At 68.5% G+C, this 15,526-nt stretch carries 15 protein-coding genes; 6 read left to right on the top strand and 9 right to left on the bottom strand.

The window, feature by feature from the left end:
* Positions 1 to 83: 83 nt before the first annotated feature.
* From EDF21_RS04625 to rfbB, 3 genes are read right to left on the bottom strand one after another with little or no spacing between them, the layout of a single operon-like run.
* Positions 84 to 1,223, bottom strand: a complete 1,140-nt coding sequence (locus EDF21_RS04625) for a glycosyltransferase family 1 protein (protein WP_123570448.1) — start codon at positions 1,221 to 1,223, stop codon at positions 84 to 86.
* On the bottom strand, positions 1,198 to 2,088 hold the full coding sequence (gene rfbD, locus EDF21_RS04620; RefSeq protein ID WP_123570447.1) for a dTDP-4-dehydrorhamnose reductase: 891 nt from the start codon (positions 2,086 to 2,088) through the stop codon (positions 1,198 to 1,200). The genes EDF21_RS04625 and rfbD overlap by 26 nt, the downstream gene beginning before the upstream one ends.
* A complete protein-coding gene (gene rfbB / locus EDF21_RS04615) occupies positions 2,088 to 3,071 on the bottom strand; it encodes a dTDP-glucose 4,6-dehydratase (RefSeq protein WP_123570446.1) in 984 nt (327 codons plus the stop codon). Before rfbB ends, rfbD begins: the two co-directional genes overlap by 1 nt.
* A gap of 258 nt (positions 3,072 to 3,329) precedes the next feature.
* On the opposite strand from rfbB, the gene EDF21_RS04610 reads away from it, so the two are divergent.
* The 4 genes from EDF21_RS04610 to rfbA all read left to right on the top strand — a co-directional run bounded on the left by EDF21_RS04610 (position 3,330) and on the right by rfbA (position 6,050).
* Positions 3,330 to 4,226, top strand: a complete 897-nt coding sequence (locus EDF21_RS04610) for a D-alanyl-D-alanine carboxypeptidase family protein (protein WP_123570445.1) — start codon at positions 3,330 to 3,332, stop codon at positions 4,224 to 4,226.
* Positions 4,227 to 4,247: 21 nt separating this feature from the next.
* Entirely contained in the window at positions 4,248 to 4,478 is a 231-nt protein-coding gene (locus tag EDF21_RS04605; RefSeq protein WP_123570444.1) for a hypothetical protein, read from the top strand.
* A gap of 80 nt (positions 4,479 to 4,558) precedes the next feature.
* Entirely contained in the window at positions 4,559 to 5,185 is a 627-nt protein-coding gene (locus tag EDF21_RS04600; RefSeq protein ID WP_123570443.1) for a dTDP-4-dehydrorhamnose 3,5-epimerase family protein, read from the top strand.
* A gap of 1 nt (position 5,186) precedes the next feature.
* Positions 5,187 to 6,050, top strand: coding sequence for a glucose-1-phosphate thymidylyltransferase RfbA (rfbA, locus tag EDF21_RS04595; RefSeq protein ID WP_123570442.1), 864 nt, complete (start codon positions 5,187 to 5,189; stop codon positions 6,048 to 6,050).
* 84 nt (positions 6,051 to 6,134) lie between these two features.
* Here rfbA and EDF21_RS04590 read toward each other — a convergent pair whose 3' ends face one another.
* The 6 genes from EDF21_RS04590 to EDF21_RS04565 all read right to left on the bottom strand — a co-directional run bounded on the left by EDF21_RS04590 (position 6,135) and on the right by EDF21_RS04565 (position 12,359).
* Positions 6,135 to 7,130, bottom strand: coding sequence for a hypothetical protein (locus EDF21_RS04590; protein WP_148053628.1), 996 nt, complete (start codon positions 7,128 to 7,130; stop codon positions 6,135 to 6,137).
* Positions 7,127 to 7,969 (bottom strand): glycosyltransferase family 2 protein, encoded by an 843-nt coding sequence (locus EDF21_RS04585; protein WP_123570440.1) that lies wholly within the window; start codon positions 7,967 to 7,969, stop codon positions 7,127 to 7,129. The genes EDF21_RS04590 and EDF21_RS04585 overlap by 4 nt, the downstream gene beginning before the upstream one ends.
* Positions 7,966 to 9,096 (bottom strand): glycosyltransferase family 1 protein, encoded by a 1,131-nt coding sequence (locus EDF21_RS04580; RefSeq protein WP_199736212.1) that lies wholly within the window; start codon positions 9,094 to 9,096, stop codon positions 7,966 to 7,968. The genes EDF21_RS04585 and EDF21_RS04580 overlap by 4 nt, the downstream gene beginning before the upstream one ends.
* Positions 9,097 to 9,167: 71 nt before the next feature.
* Positions 9,168 to 10,250, bottom strand: a complete 1,083-nt coding sequence (locus tag EDF21_RS04575; protein ID WP_123570439.1) for a glycosyltransferase family 2 protein — start codon at positions 10,248 to 10,250, stop codon at positions 9,168 to 9,170.
* A complete protein-coding gene (locus EDF21_RS04570; protein WP_123570821.1) occupies positions 10,222 to 11,451 on the bottom strand; it encodes an ABC transporter ATP-binding protein in 1,230 nt (409 codons plus the stop codon). The genes EDF21_RS04575 and EDF21_RS04570 overlap by 29 nt, the downstream gene beginning before the upstream one ends.
* Before the next feature lie 5 nt (positions 11,452 to 11,456).
* Entirely contained in the window at positions 11,457 to 12,359 is a 903-nt protein-coding gene (locus EDF21_RS04565; protein ID WP_123570438.1) for an ABC transporter permease, read from the bottom strand.
* 181 nt (positions 12,360 to 12,540) lie between these two features.
* Here EDF21_RS04565 and EDF21_RS04560 point away from each other — a divergent pair, with 181 nt between their 5' ends.
* The gene (locus EDF21_RS04560) at positions 12,541 to 13,122 is read left to right on the top strand and encodes a hypothetical protein (RefSeq protein ID WP_123570437.1); all 582 of its coding nucleotides are present in this window, start codon (positions 12,541 to 12,543) and stop codon (positions 13,120 to 13,122) included.
* Entirely contained in the window at positions 13,119 to 15,515 is a 2,397-nt protein-coding gene (locus EDF21_RS04555) for a hypothetical protein (protein ID WP_123570436.1), read from the top strand. Before EDF21_RS04560 ends, EDF21_RS04555 begins: the two co-directional genes overlap by 4 nt.
* Positions 15,516 to 15,526 lie beyond the last annotated feature (11 nt).

Genomic DNA, 15,526 nt, shown 5'->3' with positions numbered 1-15,526 from the left:
GCCGGTCGGCGGAGGCGGCCGGGTGAGGAGGCGCTCTGCGGCTGGGCGCGTCACGCGCGTCGTGACCCGGGCCTCAGGGGTCCTCAGAGGTCGGCGTGCAGCTGCCACACCTTGTCGGCCGAGTCCCGCCAGCTGAAGGCGCGCGCCCGGTCGATCCCGGCGATGCCGAGACGTGTCGACAGTTCGACGTCGGAGACGACCTGGAACATGGCCTGGGCGAGGCGCTCCGGGTAACCGGCGGAGTCTTCCCGCGGCACGCTGACGGCCGCATCCGCCGCGACCTCGAGGAGGGCGGGGGCATCCGAGACGATGGTGGGCGTGCCCAGGCTGAACGCCTCGACGACGGGCAGCCCGAACCCCTCGGCGAGACTGGGGAACACGAATACGGCCGCGCGCTGCAACAGGACGGCGAGCTGCTCGTCCGACACGAAGCCCATCGTGCGGACCTTGTCGGCGGGGAGCCCTGCCGCGGCGACCAGGTCGGCCACCTTCAGGTCTCCCCATCCCTCGGGGCCGACGATCAGCAGAGGCAGGTCGGGGGCGTCGGGGTGTGCGAGGGCCTGGATGAGGGGCTCGATGCCCTTGCGCGGTTCGAGGGTGCCGACGCTGAGGGCGTACCGCTCGGGAAGGTCCAGGGCATCGGCGACCTCGTCGGCGTCCGCGGGGACGGCGAGCTTGGGGCTCACGGCGCCGCCGATGACGCGCAGGCGGTCGCCGAAGGGGAACAACTCGGAGAGTTCACGAGCGACGCTGTGCGTCGGCACGACGACGCCGTCGGCGTGCTTGAAGGCCCGCTTGGTCATCGCCTTGTGCCAGCGGACGCCACGAGTGGTGAGGGTCTCGGGGTGGGTCCACGGCACCGTGTCGTGGATCGTGACGACGGTCTGCGTTCCCGGGTCGAGTGCGCGGTCGTGACGGTAGAGGGGAGCGAGCAGGCTGGTCGCGTGGACCATCCCCCGGCCGGGAAGGCCAACGACGCCGCCCTGCCACGCCAGCGACAACTCACGGCGACCGAGTGGCGACTTGGCGACACGGGACAGCCCCGGGAGCAGGTCCGTCAACCGGTCGTAGTCGGTCTGCGGGTGGGCCGCCACGACGCCCTCGACGTCGCAGCCGCGGGGAGCCGTCTCAACGAGGGCCCGGGTCAGCTCTTCCGTGTAGCGCCCGATGCCTCCGGGGATGGGAGCCAGGATCTGGTCAACGACTACTCGCAGCGTGGTCATCGGTCTGCAACACTCCCCTGCTCGCGGCCTCGGCCAGCGCTTCTCTCCACGGACGCATGGGCGCCAGTCCGGCCCGTCCCCATGCATCGTGGCCGAGGACGCTGTAGCTCGGTCTCGGTGCGGGACGGACGAAGGTGGAGCTGTCCGTCGGCAAGACCCTGGCCGGATCGAGTCCGGCTTCGTCGAAGACGGCCCGGGCGAACTCGAACCAGCTCGTACTGCCGGAGTTGGTGCCGTGGTACACGCCGGCCGGAGCGTCGGAGTCGAGCAGCGCGACGATCTGGGCCGCGAGGTCGGCCGTCCACGTCGGCTGACCGAGCTGGTCGTCGACGACCTTGACGGTGTCGTGCGAGCCTGCGAGCTTGACCATCGTCTTCGCGAAGTTGCCCCCGTGGGCACCGTACAGCCACGCCGTGCGCACGACGAAGGTGCCCTCCGGGTTGGCGGCGAGGGCGAGCTTCTCTCCCTCGGCCTTCGTGCGGCCGTAGGCGCTGACCGGCGCGATCGTGGCGTCCTCGGCATAGGGCGTGGCGGCATCGCCGTCGAAGACGTAGTCGGTCGAGACCTGGACGAGCTTCGCCCCGACGGATGCCGTCGCCTCGGCCAGCAGACCGGCGGCGGTGCCGTTGACGGCCAATGCGGCTTCTTCGTCGGTCTCGGCCGCGTCCACGGCGGTGTACGCGGCGGCGTTGATGACGACGTCGTGTCCCTCGACAGCGGCGAACACGGCGTCCCGGTCGGTCACGTCGAGGTCCGCGCGGCCGAGGACCGTGACGTCACGCCCGAAGAGCGCCTCGAGCAGGTCGGTGCCGAGCATTCCCCGGGCCCCGGTGACGAGGTACTTCGAGTTCTGAGGGGCGGCCATCAGAGGGCGGCGCGCTCTTTGAGCGGCTGCCACCACTCGCGGTTGTCGCGGTACCACTGGACGACGTCGGCGAGACCCTTCTCGAACGGGACCTGGGGCTCGTAGCCGAGCTCGTCCCGGATCTTCGAGATGTCGACGGAGTACCTCAGGTCGTGGCCCAGACGGTCCTGGACGCGGTCGACGTACGACCAGTCCTTGCCGGTGGCCTCGAGCAACATCTCGGTGAGCTCTTTGTTGGTGAGCTCGGTCCCGCCGCCGATGTTGTAGATCTCTCCGGCGCGACCGTTGACGAGCACCATGGCGATGCCACGGGTGTGGTCGTCGACGTGCAGCCAGTCCCGGATGTTGTTGCCCTCGCCGTAGAGCGGCACGTGCACGTCGTCGATCAGGTTCGTGACGAAGAGCGGGATGACCTTCTCGGGGAAGTGGTAGGGGCCGTAGTTGTTGCTGCAGCGCGTGATGGAGACGTTCAGCCCGTGCGTACGGTGGTAGCTGCGGGCGAGCAGGTCGCTCCCGGCCTTCGAGGCGGAGTAGGGCGAGTTCGGTTCGAGCGGTCGGTCCTCTGCCCAGGAGCCCTCGGCGATGGAGCCGTAGACCTCGTCGGTCGAGACGTGCACGAAGCGCTTCAGGTCGTTGCGCAGGGCGGCGTCGAGCAGCTGCTGCGTTCCCAGCACGTTCGTCTCGACGAAGATCGAGGCGTCGCGGACCGAGCGGTCGACATGGGACTCCGCGGCGAAGTGGACCACGGCGTCGACCCCGGGGAAGAGCGTGTCGAGCAGGGCACCGTCACGGATGTCGCCCTTGACGAACGTGTAACGGGGGGAGTCGGCGACACTCGCCAGGTTGGCCTCGTTGCCCGAGTAGGTGAGCGCGTCGAGGACGACGACCTCGGCCCCTTCGAGGCCCGGGTAGGCATCTTCGAGGGTGCGGCGGACGAAGTTGGAGCCGATGAAGCCGGCTCCACCGGTGACAAGAATTTTCACAGTGGTCCCTTGGGGTCGATCGCAGGCGGTCGAGCCATCATATCGGACCGGTCGCTCGCCTTCGGGAGGTCTCCGGAAGCGCCGCGGCTGTGACGGTGATCGACAGTAGGCGGGACGGTCGATCCTGTCGACTGCCCCCAGTCGTGGGGGGAAGCGATCCTCGGGAGCGCCGGAAAACCGGGGTACACGGCCCGGGGGACGACACGACCCGGGGAGAAAGGTCTGGACCGTCGGCGTCGCTCGTGCGAACGTCGTCGCATGCCCCTAGACGAATCCGACTCCAGAGGTCTGCCCTCCGGGGCTCCCTCCCTCGATCGCCGTGGCCTCCTGCTCGGTGTCGGCGTCGCCGGTGCGGTCGCCGCGGCTACCGCCTTGTCGAGGCCCGAGCGGGCGGCCGCCGCTGTTCAACTCGGTGAGACGACGGCGGGCGTGGACACCGTGGCCGAGGCCTTGGCGGCCGCCGCGCTGCAGGCCTGGGGTGGCCAGACGAACGGCAAGGTCCCCGCAGCGCTGATGTCGCCCGTCCAGGCGTCCGTGGCCGGCTCCGGCTACCTCCGGGACGACGCGGCCCGTCAGTACCTCTCCCTGAGCCTCGCCTTCCGCAGCGCCGTAGGACGATCCCTCACGATCACCGAGGGCTATCGCAGTTACGAGCGGCAGGTCGACTACTGGAACCGCTACCAGGCGGGCACCGGCAACCTGGCCGCCTACCCGGGCACGTCGAACCACGGTTGGGGCATCTCCTGCGACTTCGGGGCCGGGGTCGATCAGGCCGGCAGCGTGGCCAAGCGGTGGATGGACGCCAACGCCCCGTCGTACGGGTGGAGTCCCACGGGCAACACGTTCTCCCGACCCGAGCCCTGGCACTTCGACTACGTGGGTGCCTATGCCGGGCCCGCGGGTGCCGTCCAGGGCGACAGCGGCCTCGTCACCGTCCGGGCGACGGAGGCGCTGGACGGCGTCGGCACCGGGTACACGGCGTTGCTCGGATTACGTTCCCTCCGGCACCTGACGACCATCGACAAGGTGAACGCCCTCCGGGTCGTGGGAGTGCCCTACTACGAGGTCGGCCGGCAGAACTTCTACCTCCTGGTGGATGCCTTCTCCGTCCCTCGAACCGCCATCACCGGCGACTCCGACTACTGGCGCCGCTGAGCGTCTCGAGAAAGGAACTCCATGATCGTCCTCCACTGCCCAGACAGCCTTCCCGAGGTCGGCCGCGGCTACGTCTGCGTCGTCGCCCCGCGCATGATCCGTCACGTGACGACCGAATCGACGGTGGTCGCGCTGCGGGCCGTCGGCTTGGCTCCGCGCAACATCAACGCCGCCGGGTTCTACGATCTCATCGCCTCCCTCGGCATCCCGCGGACCGAACTGAAGACGGGCGCCGACTGGTCGGGCCGCTGATCGCCCCCCGTCGGGAGCCTCGTCGTGCTCCCGCTCGCTCCTCCCGCGACCGCGTCCATCCGGCTTGGTAGGCTGCCCGGGTGCAGATCCGCGAACTCAAGATCCCAGACAGTTACGAGATCACTCCGAAGCAGTTCGGCGACGACCGTGGCGTGTTCCTCGAGTGGTACCGCTTCGACAAGTTGGCCGACGTCGTCGGTCATCCGATCGACCTGCGTCAGGCCAACACGTCGGTGTCGAAGAAGGGCGTCGTCCGTGGCATCCACTTCGCCGACGTGCCTCGAGGGCAGGCGAAGTACGTGACCGCCACGCACGGTGCGGTGCTCGACTACGTCATCGACATCCGTGTCGGTTCCGCGACGTTCGGTCAGTGGGACACGGTCCTCCTCGACGACGTCGACCGCCGTGCCATCTACCTGGCCGAGGGGCTCGGGCACGCTTTCGTCGCCTTGAGCGACGACGCGACGGTGAGTTACCTGGTCACCGACACGTTCAACGCCGACAGGGAGCACGGCATCGACCCCCTCGATCCCGAGATCGGCCTGGTCTTCCCCGACGAAGCCGGAGAACCGTTGCTGTCTGCCAAGGACACCGACGCACCCTCTCTCTCCGAGGCGGCCGAGGCAGGGCTGCTGCCCACCTGGTCCGACATGCGGGCGTTCTACGACTCGCTCGACGGGGCGTCCGCCCTCGAGAAGGGCGTCTGACGTGAAGGGGATCATCCTCGCCGGCGGGTCCGGTACGCGCCTGTGGCCCATCACCAAGGGCATCTCGAAGCAGCTCATGCCCATCTACGACAAGCCGATGGTCTACTACCCCTTGTCGACGCTCATGATGGCTGGTATCCGAGAGGTGCTCATCATCACGACACCCGAGTACAACGACCAGTTCCGTGCCCTGCTCGGAGACGGATCGCAGCTCGGCATGGACATCCAGTACGCCGTCCAGCCCTCGCCCGACGGCTTGGCCCAGGCGTTCATCATCGGTGAGGACTTCATCGGCGACGACAGCGTCGCGCTCGTGCTCGGGGACAACATCTTCCACGGGGTCGGCCTGGGGTCGAATCTGAAGAAGAACGCGGACGTCAACGGTGCGACCATCTTCGCCTACCACGTGGCCGATCCGAAGGCCTACGGCGTCGTCGAGTTCGACGAGTCGTTCAAAGCCGTGTCGATCGAAGAGAAGCCGCTCGCTCCGAAGAGCAACTACGCCGTGCCCGGCCTCTACTTCTACGACAACAAGATCATCGAGATCGCCAAGACCATCGAGCCGAGCGCCCGGGGGGAGCTCGAGATCTCGACGGTCAACGAGCGTTACCTCGAGGCGGACGAACTGCAGGTGCAGGTGCTCGATCGAGGGACAGCGTGGCTCGACACCGGCACCTTCGAATCGATGATGCAGGCATCCGAATACGTCCGTGTCATCGAAGACCGTCAAGGGCACAAGATCGGGTGCATCGAGGAGATCGCCTGGCGGAACGCCTGGATCGACGACGAGGACCTCGCTGCGTTGGCGGCGCCCCTGGCCAAGAGCGGCTACGGCGTCTATCTCCAGAATCTTCTCAAGGCCTGACCACGGAGAGGGCCGAGCCGCCGCCGCCGGCGGCTCGGCCATCGTCCTCCTCGAGGGCCCGAACGGCCCTGTCGAGCGAGTCGGCTAGGCGCCCGCTCCGTGTGCGGGGTGGGGCGGCCTGGGGTTCAACCGGCCCTGCCGACGCCCCTTGGCCGACGACCCGATCTCGGGTCCGATCGGGAACGAACCATCCTCGAGTCCTCGGTGGAACTCGTCCTTGCGTTCATGCAACCCGTGGTACTGGTTCTTGTGCTCGAGGACGAAGCCGATCTCGGTGTCGGCCTTGACGATCGTCCAGCCGAGCGTGCGAGCGTAGTGCGACATCCACTGGTCCTCCAAGAATGCGTAGCGCTCCGGGAGCGACAGGAAGAATCGGTCGTCGTCCACCAGCGACGCGTCCACGATCGTGCCTCCCGTGCCTCCGTGGTCCGCGATGCTGCCCACCGAGATCTGGACGCGATCCCAGTACGACGGACCGAAGTCGAACGCCCACCAGGCAGCGATGCGTCGAGGGGAGTGGTCTGCCAAGAGGTCGTCCACGAACGACGGGCGGACGTCCTGGTCGTCGTCGAGCATGACCACGGGACCCTCGTAACCACCGTTGCGCAGCAGGCGGATCGCGACGAACCGTGCGAGCCCGCCGAGGTTGGTCGGGCTGTGCACGACGTCGACGCTGCGGAGCGAGCCCGAGGGCACGTGATCGTCGAGCCAGGCGTACTCCGCCCTCAGGGCGAGATCGTTGTTCCAGAGCAGCACCCGAACCGGGCGGGCCGGGTCCAGTCGCTCGAGCATCGTGACGATGTCGTGGATACGTTCGGGCCTGTTCCACAGGCACATGACGAGAGGGATGGAGTCGTCGTCGGGCGCCGCCCATCGAGCAGACCTCGTCGACGTCACCCCTCCTTCGAGCACCGCGAGCAGGCGCTCGTGCCATCCGCCCGCTTCGAGGGTGGACAGCGTTCTGCGACGGGCGAGCACGAGGGACAGACGCTCTCCCTGGCCGGCGGCATCGACGAGTCGCCGCGCTGCGCGACGCGCCTCGTGCCGGAGACGGGACAGTGCCCGTGAAGGAATGCTCATCGAGTCACCCACCAGCCTCGGACGCGCAGGCCGACGCGGAGGACCAACCGCACCGGCCAGAGCAGGGGGCCGCGATAGCGTCGCGACAAGTACCTGTAGGCGCTCGCGTGGTGCACGCGCTCCATGGTCTTGGCATTGCTCGAGGTGGAATGAGCGCCGCTGTGCATGACGACGGCGTCGGGCACGTAGACGTTGTCCCAACCGGCGCGGCCCAGTCGTGCGCCGAGGTCGACGTCCTCGAAGTACATGAAGTACCCCTCGTCGAATCCACCGATCGCGTCGAAAGCGGTGCGCCGCACCAGGACGCAGGCGCCGGAGAGCCAGCCGGCCGTTCGTTCGGCGGTCGTCTCGCGCGCCGCCCAATAGCTCTGGCTCCAGGGGTTGTGCGGCCAGACCCGGGAGAACGCGGCGTGGCCGATCCCCGTCCGGAGTGAGGGGAGCCGCCGAGCGGAGGGATACACGTCACCGGCCTCGTCGACGATCCGTGGGCCGAACGAGCCGCCGAGGGGGAGTCGATCGGCAGCGGCGAGCAAGCGGTCGACGGACCCTGCTTCGAGTACGACGTCCGGGTTCGTCACCAGCACGAACTCGACGTCCTCGTCGATCGTCGAGAGACCGTAGCGGATGCCGCCGCCGTATCCGAGGTTCTGACCGGACGCCACGAACCGGGCACCGTGCTCGGTGGCGATGGAGCGCACGAGGTCGACGTCTCTCGACCCGTTGTCGCTCACGACCGTCACGACCGGGACGGACGCGGCGGCCGGGATGCTCTGGAGCAGAGGCCTCAAGGTCTCACCCGTGTCGAAGGTGACCGTGACGACCGCGATCCGCGCCGTCACGCGGCAGCCTCGCGATACGCCTCGAGGGTCGCGTCGGCCGTCGCGGCCCAGGTGAAGAGGCGGGCTCGGGGGATCGCCCGGCCGCGCAACTCGTCGCGCCGAGCACGGTCGGAGACCAGGCGCCGCAGGGCGTCGAGCAGAGCGTCCTCGTCGGGCTCGGTGTAGTCGGCCGCGTCTCCCGCCACCTCGGGCAGGGACAGGCGGTCGGTGGTGAGCACGCAGGCGCCACAGGCCAGAGACTCGAGGACGGGCAGGCCGAAACCTTCGCCCGAACTCGGGTACACGACGAACTCGGCGGCGCCGAGGAGGCTGCGGAGTTGCTCGAGGGGAAGGTAGCCCAGTTCGCGCACCGCACCCTGCGCCGCGACGCGGTCGAGTTCGGCGGCCGCGTCGTCGTCCCAACCGCGCGCCCCGGAGATGAGGAGGGTCGGAACGTCTTCACGCTCGCGCCGGAGTCGCTCGTGGGCTCGGACGAGAGGCCCGACGTTCTTCCGGGGTTCGATGGTCCCGAGGAACGCCACCCACCGCTCGGAGTCGGACAGTCCATGGGCGGCTCGGAACGCGGCGGTCTCGTCCGGCCCCGGCGCGTGGAAGACATCGAAGTCGACGCCGAGTGCCGTCGTGGTCAGGGTCGACCTCACTCGTCGGACGTGTCGCCGGAACTCTCGGGCGCTCGCGTCGCTCGGCACGACACAGGGTCGTCCCGAACCGAGTGCGAGGCGCGTCCAGGCCGTGAAGAAGAGGCGCTTGGTCACGGAGTGCCACTGGGGGTCGCTGAAGAACGTCGCGTCGTGCAGCGTCACCACGGACCCCCGACGCCGGAGGAGAGGGAACGTGTAGTGCGGCGAATGCACGACATCGCTGCCCAGGCGTCTGGCGAGAGCGGGCAGCCCGAGCTGCTCCCACACGAAGCGGAGTGGTTTCGTCCGCAGCCACCGTGGACCCACGACGACGTTCGCACCGGGAGCGACGTCGCTGACGTGCTGCCGGTGCTCGGGGCGGACCACGATCGCGAGGTCGAGGTCGAGGGGGTCCAGGGCGCCGAGGAGACCCTCGACGTAACGGCCCACGCCTCCCAGGTCGACCGGCATGGCCGTGCCGTCGATGAGAACGGAGTAGTGAGGCACACGCCGCCCTTCGCTGACTGACTCGATGAACCGTCGTCCAGCATACCGTCGAGCGTCCGACCGGCCCGCCCTCAGCGGCCTGGGACGCCTGGTCGGCGCAGTCCGGTCGTCAGGTCGATGTCCCGACGTCGGTACGTCGCACGACGAGCCAGCTCGCGACGGTGCCGCAGGTCGGCGGGGAGGCCCGTCAACGACGCGAGGAGGGCAGCCCGGACCGCGGGCGCGTCGGGGGATCGGCGGGCCGTCGTGGTCAGGACGCGGACGAGGGTCCGCAGGACGGCTCGCACGACCGTTGTCACCGACGCGTGCCACACCGCGACCTTGATGCGGTTGCGAGCGTTGTGGAAGACGAACGTCCACGACGTCGTGCCCGAGGAGGCGGAGTGGCGGTGGACCAGGACGGCAGCCGGTTCGTGATGCACGACGTGACCGCGTTCCGCCAGCCGCCAGCTGAGCTCGGTGTCCTCGTAGTACATGAAGAGACTCTCGTCGAAGAGACCGACGTCCTCGAGGGCGGACGCTCGCAGCAGGACGCCTCCACCCGAGAAACCGAACACGTCCCGCCCGCCGGTCACGGCCTCCCGGGGGACCAACCAGTCGCGATCCAGTCCGTTGCCTGATCGGTCGACGACACCACCGGTCGAGTTCACCAGCGTGCGGCCGTGGTCGTCTCGACGCCAGCGGGAACCGTTCGCGGCGACGAAGTCGTCGGGTCGTCCGGCCGTGGTCGGCACCTGAACGAATCGCCCTTCGAGTTCGAGGCGCGCGGTGACCGCGGCGACGGCGGTCGGCGCCGCGTCGACGTGCGCCACCAGTGCACGCACGAACCCCGGAGCGGGGACCGCGTCGTTGTTGACGAGCACGTAGCGATCCGCGGGGTGATGCCGGATGGCCGCGTTCACCCCCGCTGCGAAGCCGCCGTTGCGCGTGAGGGCCAGGAGGCGGTCACCGGTCGTTCCGTCTCGCAGACGATCCACCGAGTCGTCGTCAGAACCGTTGTCCACGACGAGGACCTCGAAGTCGGCTCCCTCGGGTGCGGTCGCTTCGCGGTCGAGCGCGGCGACGCACCGAGACGTCAGATCTGCGTTGTTCCAGTTGACGACGACGACGAGGGTCGTCGGGACCTCAGAGCTGGACGAGTTCGGGTTCGGCATGGACAGTGCCGACCGCCAGCGCGTAGGCCGGCACGTCGAAAGAGGCTCCCTGGGGCAGGTCGTGGACGTGCACACCTCGGGGGTCCATCAGTGAGGCGTTGACGAAGTACTTGCCCTCACCGAACGCGACGTCCTTGAGGACGAACTTCAGCCTGCGGGTGCCCTGCAACCGGGAGAGGTCGATGCCCATGCGCGTGCTCGTCGTCCCGTAGACCACCTGACCGGACGCACTGTTGATCTGCAGCGCTGCGATCCAGTCGTCCATGCCGGTCGCGTGTTCGAACTCCATCGTGACCTCGAGATCGTCACCGGGCAGGATGCGGGTGTCGCCGACCCGGCCGGACGCCGCGACGGAGACGTTCGTGACGTGACCCGAGCCGACGAGGGGGTCGTGGGCCTGCTCCGCTTCCGTCTGGCGCCGATCCTCGAGGAGGTCGCGGAACATGGCCACCGCGTCGTTCGGCTCGCCGTCGAACAACACCGTGCCCTTGTTCAGGAAGACCGCGCGGGTGCAGAGTTCCTGGACCTGGGCGAGCGAATGCGTGACGATGATGATCGTCCGGCCCTCGGCCTGGAACGAACGGATCTTGTCCAGGCACTTCCGCTGGAACGCCTCGTCGCCGACCGCCAGCACCTCGTCCACGAGGAGCACGTCGGGGTCGGTGTGCACCGCCACCGCGAAGGCCAACCGGACGTACATTCCGGACGAATAGAACTTCACCTGGGTGTCGATGAAGTCGCCGATGCCCGAGAACGTCACGATGTCGTCGAAACGGTCCTCGGTCTCGCGACGCGTGAGGCCGAGGAGGGCGGCGTTCAGGTAGACGTTCTCGCGTCCCGTCAGGTCGGGGTGGAATCCCGCGCCGAGTTCGAGCAGGGCCGCCAACCGTCCGCGGCGGGACACCGTGCCGGTCGTCGGCTGGATGATGCCGCCGATCGCCTTGAGGAGCGTGCTCTTGCCTGAGCCGTTCTGGCCGATGAGTCCCACCGTCGTGCCCGCCTGGATGCTGACGTCGACGTCGTTGAGGGCCCAGAAGTCCTGTCGGTGACGTCGACCCATCTTGCCGAGGGTGACCAGGCGCTCTTTCAGCGAGTTGTCCTTGCGGACGGTGAACCTCTTCGACACGCCCTTCACGACGATGACGTCGGGCGCCTCGACGGCCGGGCGCGGAGGTGTGCTGAGGATGTCGTCGTTGCTCATGGCGCTCACAGTTCCTGGGCGAAGTTGCCCTGCAGTCGGGAGAAGACTCGCTGTGCCCCGAACAGCAGCAGCAGGCCCACCGCGAGGGCGACGAGCAGACGCAGCATCAGGTGCTCGGGGTAGGCGACGGTGTCATGGCCCGCCGTCCAGATGGCTCGCTGCAACGACAGGACCGAGAGGGTCAGGGGGTTGTCGGTGTAGATCTGCAGGAGCAGTCCACTGCCCAGGACGCTCTTCGCCTGTGACCATGCGTAGACGATCGGCGACGCCCAGAGCAACACCATCAAGCCGACGTCGATGAGGTACTGGACGTCACGCAGGTAGACGTTGAGGGCGGAGAGCACCAGCCCGAGTGCCGTTCCGTAGACGACGATGACCAGGAGCGCGGGCACCAGGTAGATCAATTCGCCGGTGAGGGGGAACTTGCCGAGGACGAGGGTGGCTGCGAGCAGGATGGCGAACTGGATGCAGAAGTTGAACAATGCCGCACCGACGCTCGCGAGGGGGAAGACCTCGCGGGGGATGTAGACCTTCTTGATGAGTCCGCTGTTGCCGACGATCGAACTCGTGGAGCCGGCCACGATCTCGCTGAAGAGCGTGTACGCCGTCAGCCCGGTGAAGACGTAGATCGCGAAGTCGGGGATGCCCCTCGCGGCACCGAGGAACTGCCCCAGGACGACGTAGTAGATGAGCAGTTGCGTGAGGGGCCTGACGAGGGACCAGACGAAGCCGAGCGCACTGTCCTTGTAGCGTGCCTTCAGGTCGCGACGCACGAGGAGCGAGAGCATCTCTCGTTGGCCGAGGATGTCTCGGAGCGACTTGCCGGTGCCGCGGAAGGCCTTCGCGGGGGCGCCGATGACGACGAGTGGTTCGCGGGAGAGTGCTTCGATACGGGAGTTGGAGGTCATCACGCGATCCGGTCGGCGGAAAAGGACTGGGCCAGCATAACCGGCACCTGCTCGGCGGCCGCCCGGTCTGACGGCTCCCGGTCGGCGGCCGATAGGTACTGACGACCGCATGGCCCTCGCACCTGGCAATCCCCTGGGTTACGGTTGTTTTCGACCAATCGATCAGACGGGGCACATCTGGATGAACCACTCCCTCCACGGGGCGCCCGTGCTGGTCTTCGCCGTCGGCGCCGCCGTCGTCCTCTCCTTCTCCCTCGGAGCGTGCACGTCGTCGGGGTCCGAGCCGTCTCCCACCGTGTCGACCACCGGCCCGGGTTCACAGGCCCCCTCCGCGGAGCCCGTCGCTCCGACGGGTTCCGCGACCTCGGCGGCACCCGTCACCGGGGGTGAGTTCGTGACCGGAGCCCCCCTCCCGGGATCGAACGGTTCCGATCCGGTCGACGAGCCGGACCCTGCCGACTACCCCGCGTCCCCCCTCGTCACCTTCGCGACCTGGAACGCCGCGTCGGGGCAGCTCGAGGCCGGTGGGGTGGTCAGCGGTCAGCTCGATCCCGCCGGGACGTGCCGTCTCGTCCTCGTCCAGGGATCGAGTCGCGTCGTCCGTGACTCCGTGCCCCAGGCCTCGGCCTCGAGCGTCGACTGCGGCCAGTTCGTCGTCCCCCGGGCCGAGCTGGCGCCGGGTCTCTGGAACGTCACCCTCCGATACGTGGTCGGTTCGTCCGCGGCATCGTCCGAAGCCGTACAAGTAGAGGTACCCGCGTGATCAAGAAATGGACAGCTCGTCTCCTCGCCGTCGCGCTCGTCGCCTCGGCCTTGACCGTCGTGTCGATCGCCGCCGACGATCCACGGCCCGCCTCGGCCGCCTCCGGTGCGGACTTCGATCCGGGCAACATCATCAGCGATGCGAACTTCTATGCGGCGGGGTCGATGACCCTCGACAACGTCCAGTCCTTCCTCAACCAGCAGGTGCCGTCCTGTCGGGCCTCCAGCGGGCCCGCGTGCCTCAAGAGCTACACGATGGACACGTTCACCCGACAGGACAGTGGAGCCCGCTGCGGCACGTATCCCGGGGGGCCCGGTCAGTCGGCCGCAGCGGTCATCTACAACGTCGCCCAGATCTGTGGCATCAGTCCGAAGGTGCTCCTCGTGCTCCTCGAGAAGGAGCAGGGCATCGTCACGTCCTCGGCCCCGACCGCGTACATGTACAGGTCCGCCACCGGCTACGGCTGTCCGGACACGGCCGCCTGCGACGCCCAGTACTACGGCTTCTTCAACCAGGTCTACGGGGCGGCGCTGCAGTTCAAGCGCTACGCCGCCACTCCGACGTCGTGGAGCTACCAGGCCGGCCGAACCAACAACATCTTCTATCACCCCAACGCGAGCTGCGGGACGAAGCCCGTGTACATCCAGAACCAGGCCACCGCGTCCCTGTACATCTACACGCCGTACACGCCGAACGCCGCGGCCCTTGCCAACATGTACGGCACGGGTGACTCGTGCTCGGCCTACGGAAACCGCAACTTCTTCCGCATCTACACCGATTGGTTCGGTTCGACGACGGGCGGCGGTTCGCCCTACGGCTACGTCGACACGGCGGCGGCAGGCTTCCGACAGGTGACCGTCAGCGGCTGGGCCGTCGATCCCGACAGCGCCGCGCCCATCCGCGTCGACTTCTACGTCGACGGTCGCGGAGCCGCGAGCACCGTCGCCGGGAACGACTACCCGAGCCTGGCGGGCGTCCTCGGCAAGGGCAACACCGCACACGGCTTCTCGGCCAACATCACGGGCCTGTCGGCCGGCCGGCACAGCGTCTGCAGTTATGCCATCAACGTGGGGACGGGCGTGAACACGTTGCTCGACTGTCGCGAGTTCGTCGTGAGAACGGGTGACCCGTTCGGGTACGTCGACAGCGTCTCGGCCTCGGCCGGTTCACTCACCGTGAAGGGCTGGGTCGTCGACCCCGACACCGCCGACCCGATCACCGCCCGGGTGACGGTCGACGGACGCCAGGTCTCGAGCCAGATCGCCTCCGGTGAGGTCCCCGGCCTGCCCGCGGTCTATCCCGGCTGGGGCACCCGGCACGCCTTCGAGAGCACCGTCACGGGCGTGTCCGGCGGCTCGCACCGCGTCTGCGTCCAGGGGGTCAACGTCGGAGCGGGCTCGACCGTGGACGTCGCCTGCCAGACCGTCGTGATGGCGTCGGGCGCACCCTCGCTGTTCCTGGACGAGGTGTCGATGGGGTCGCCCGGCAAGCTTCTCGTCCGCGGGTGGGCGATCGATCCCGACACGGTCGATCCCGTGCGCGTCCACGTCTATGTGGACGGTGCCCTGTCCACGAAGGTCACGGCCGACGTCTCCAAGGCGAGCCTGGCGACGGCGTTCCCCGGTTACGGCGACAAGCACGCCTTCTCGGTGCCCGTCGCCGGACTCTCCGCCGGCACCCACTCCGTCTGCGTCTACGCCATCAACGTCGGGGCGGGCGGCAACGCCGTCCGCTGCGCCGAAGTGGCAGCGCCGACGGGCTCGCCGCGGCTCTTCCTCGACCAGGCCCAGGGCACGGCTCTCGGCCAGATCACCGTCCGGGGCTGGTCCTTCGATCCGGACGTCGTGGACCCGGTCCGCGTCCACCTGTACCTCGACGGGCGTCTCGTGACGAAGGTGACGGCCGACGTGGCCAAAGCCAGTCTGGGCACGTCGTTCCCCGGCTACGGCGAGAAGCACGCCTTCACGGCGACGCTCACCGGGGTCGGTCCGGGTGCGCACACCCTCTGCACCTACGCCATCAACGTCGGTGGGGGTGGCAACACCGTCGACTGCCGGACCGTCTCCGCGGTCACGGGCTCCCCGTCCATGCTGCTCGACGAGGTCTCGTCGCCGAGCGCGGGGGCCGTGCTGGCCCGGGGTTGGACCATCGATCCGGACACCGTCGACCCCCTCCGGGTGCACGTCTACGTCGACGGCGTCCTGCAAACCAAGGTGACGGCCGACGTCGTTAAGTCGAGCCTCGGGACGGCCTTCCCCGCGTTCGGCCCGCGTCACCAGTTCTCGGCGTCCGTCGCAGGCCTCGCCGCCGGGCAGCATTCGGTGTGCCTCTACTCCATCAACGTCGGAGCCGGAGCCAACACCGTCGTCTGTTCCCCGGTCACGGTCCGCTGACGGTCGGCCCG

The organism is Frigoribacterium sp. PhB118 (assembly GCF_003751725.1).
Taxonomy (GTDB): Bacteria; Actinomycetota; Actinomycetes; order Actinomycetales; family Microbacteriaceae; genus Frigoribacterium.
Note: the sequence above shows the minus strand (reverse complement) of the source record. Positions and strands in the feature narration are given on the sequence as shown.

What these genes read in the sequence shown, in the direction of transcription:
- EDF21_RS04570 (WP_123570821.1), bottom strand. Translation starts at nt 11,451, where the DNA reads ATGAGCAACGACGACATCCTCAGCACACCTCCGCGCCCGGCCGTCGAG.
- EDF21_RS04560 (WP_123570437.1), top strand. Translation starts at nt 12,541, where the DNA reads ATGAACCACTCCCTCCACGGGGCGCCCGTGCTGGTCTTCGCCGTCGGC.
- EDF21_RS04590 (WP_148053628.1), bottom strand. Translation starts at nt 7,130, where the DNA reads ATGAGCATTCCTTCACGGGCACTGTCCCGTCTCCGGCACGAGGCGCGT.
- EDF21_RS04605 (WP_123570444.1), top strand. Translation starts at nt 4,248, where the DNA reads ATGATCGTCCTCCACTGCCCAGACAGCCTTCCCGAGGTCGGCCGCGGC.
- rfbD (WP_123570447.1), bottom strand. Translation starts at nt 2,088, where the DNA reads ATGGCCGCCCCTCAGAACTCGAAGTACCTCGTCACCGGGGCCCGGGGA.
- EDF21_RS04610 (WP_123570445.1), top strand. Translation starts at nt 3,330, where the DNA reads ATGCCCCTAGACGAATCCGACTCCAGAGGTCTGCCCTCCGGGGCTCCC.
- EDF21_RS04575 (WP_123570439.1), bottom strand. Translation starts at nt 10,250, where the DNA reads ATGCCGAACCCGAACTCGTCCAGCTCTGAGGTCCCGACGACCCTCGTC.
- EDF21_RS04625 (WP_123570448.1), bottom strand. Translation starts at nt 1,223, where the DNA reads ATGACCACGCTGCGAGTAGTCGTTGACCAGATCCTGGCTCCCATCCCC.
- EDF21_RS04565 (WP_123570438.1), bottom strand. Translation starts at nt 12,359, where the DNA reads ATGACCTCCAACTCCCGTATCGAAGCACTCTCCCGCGAACCACTCGTC.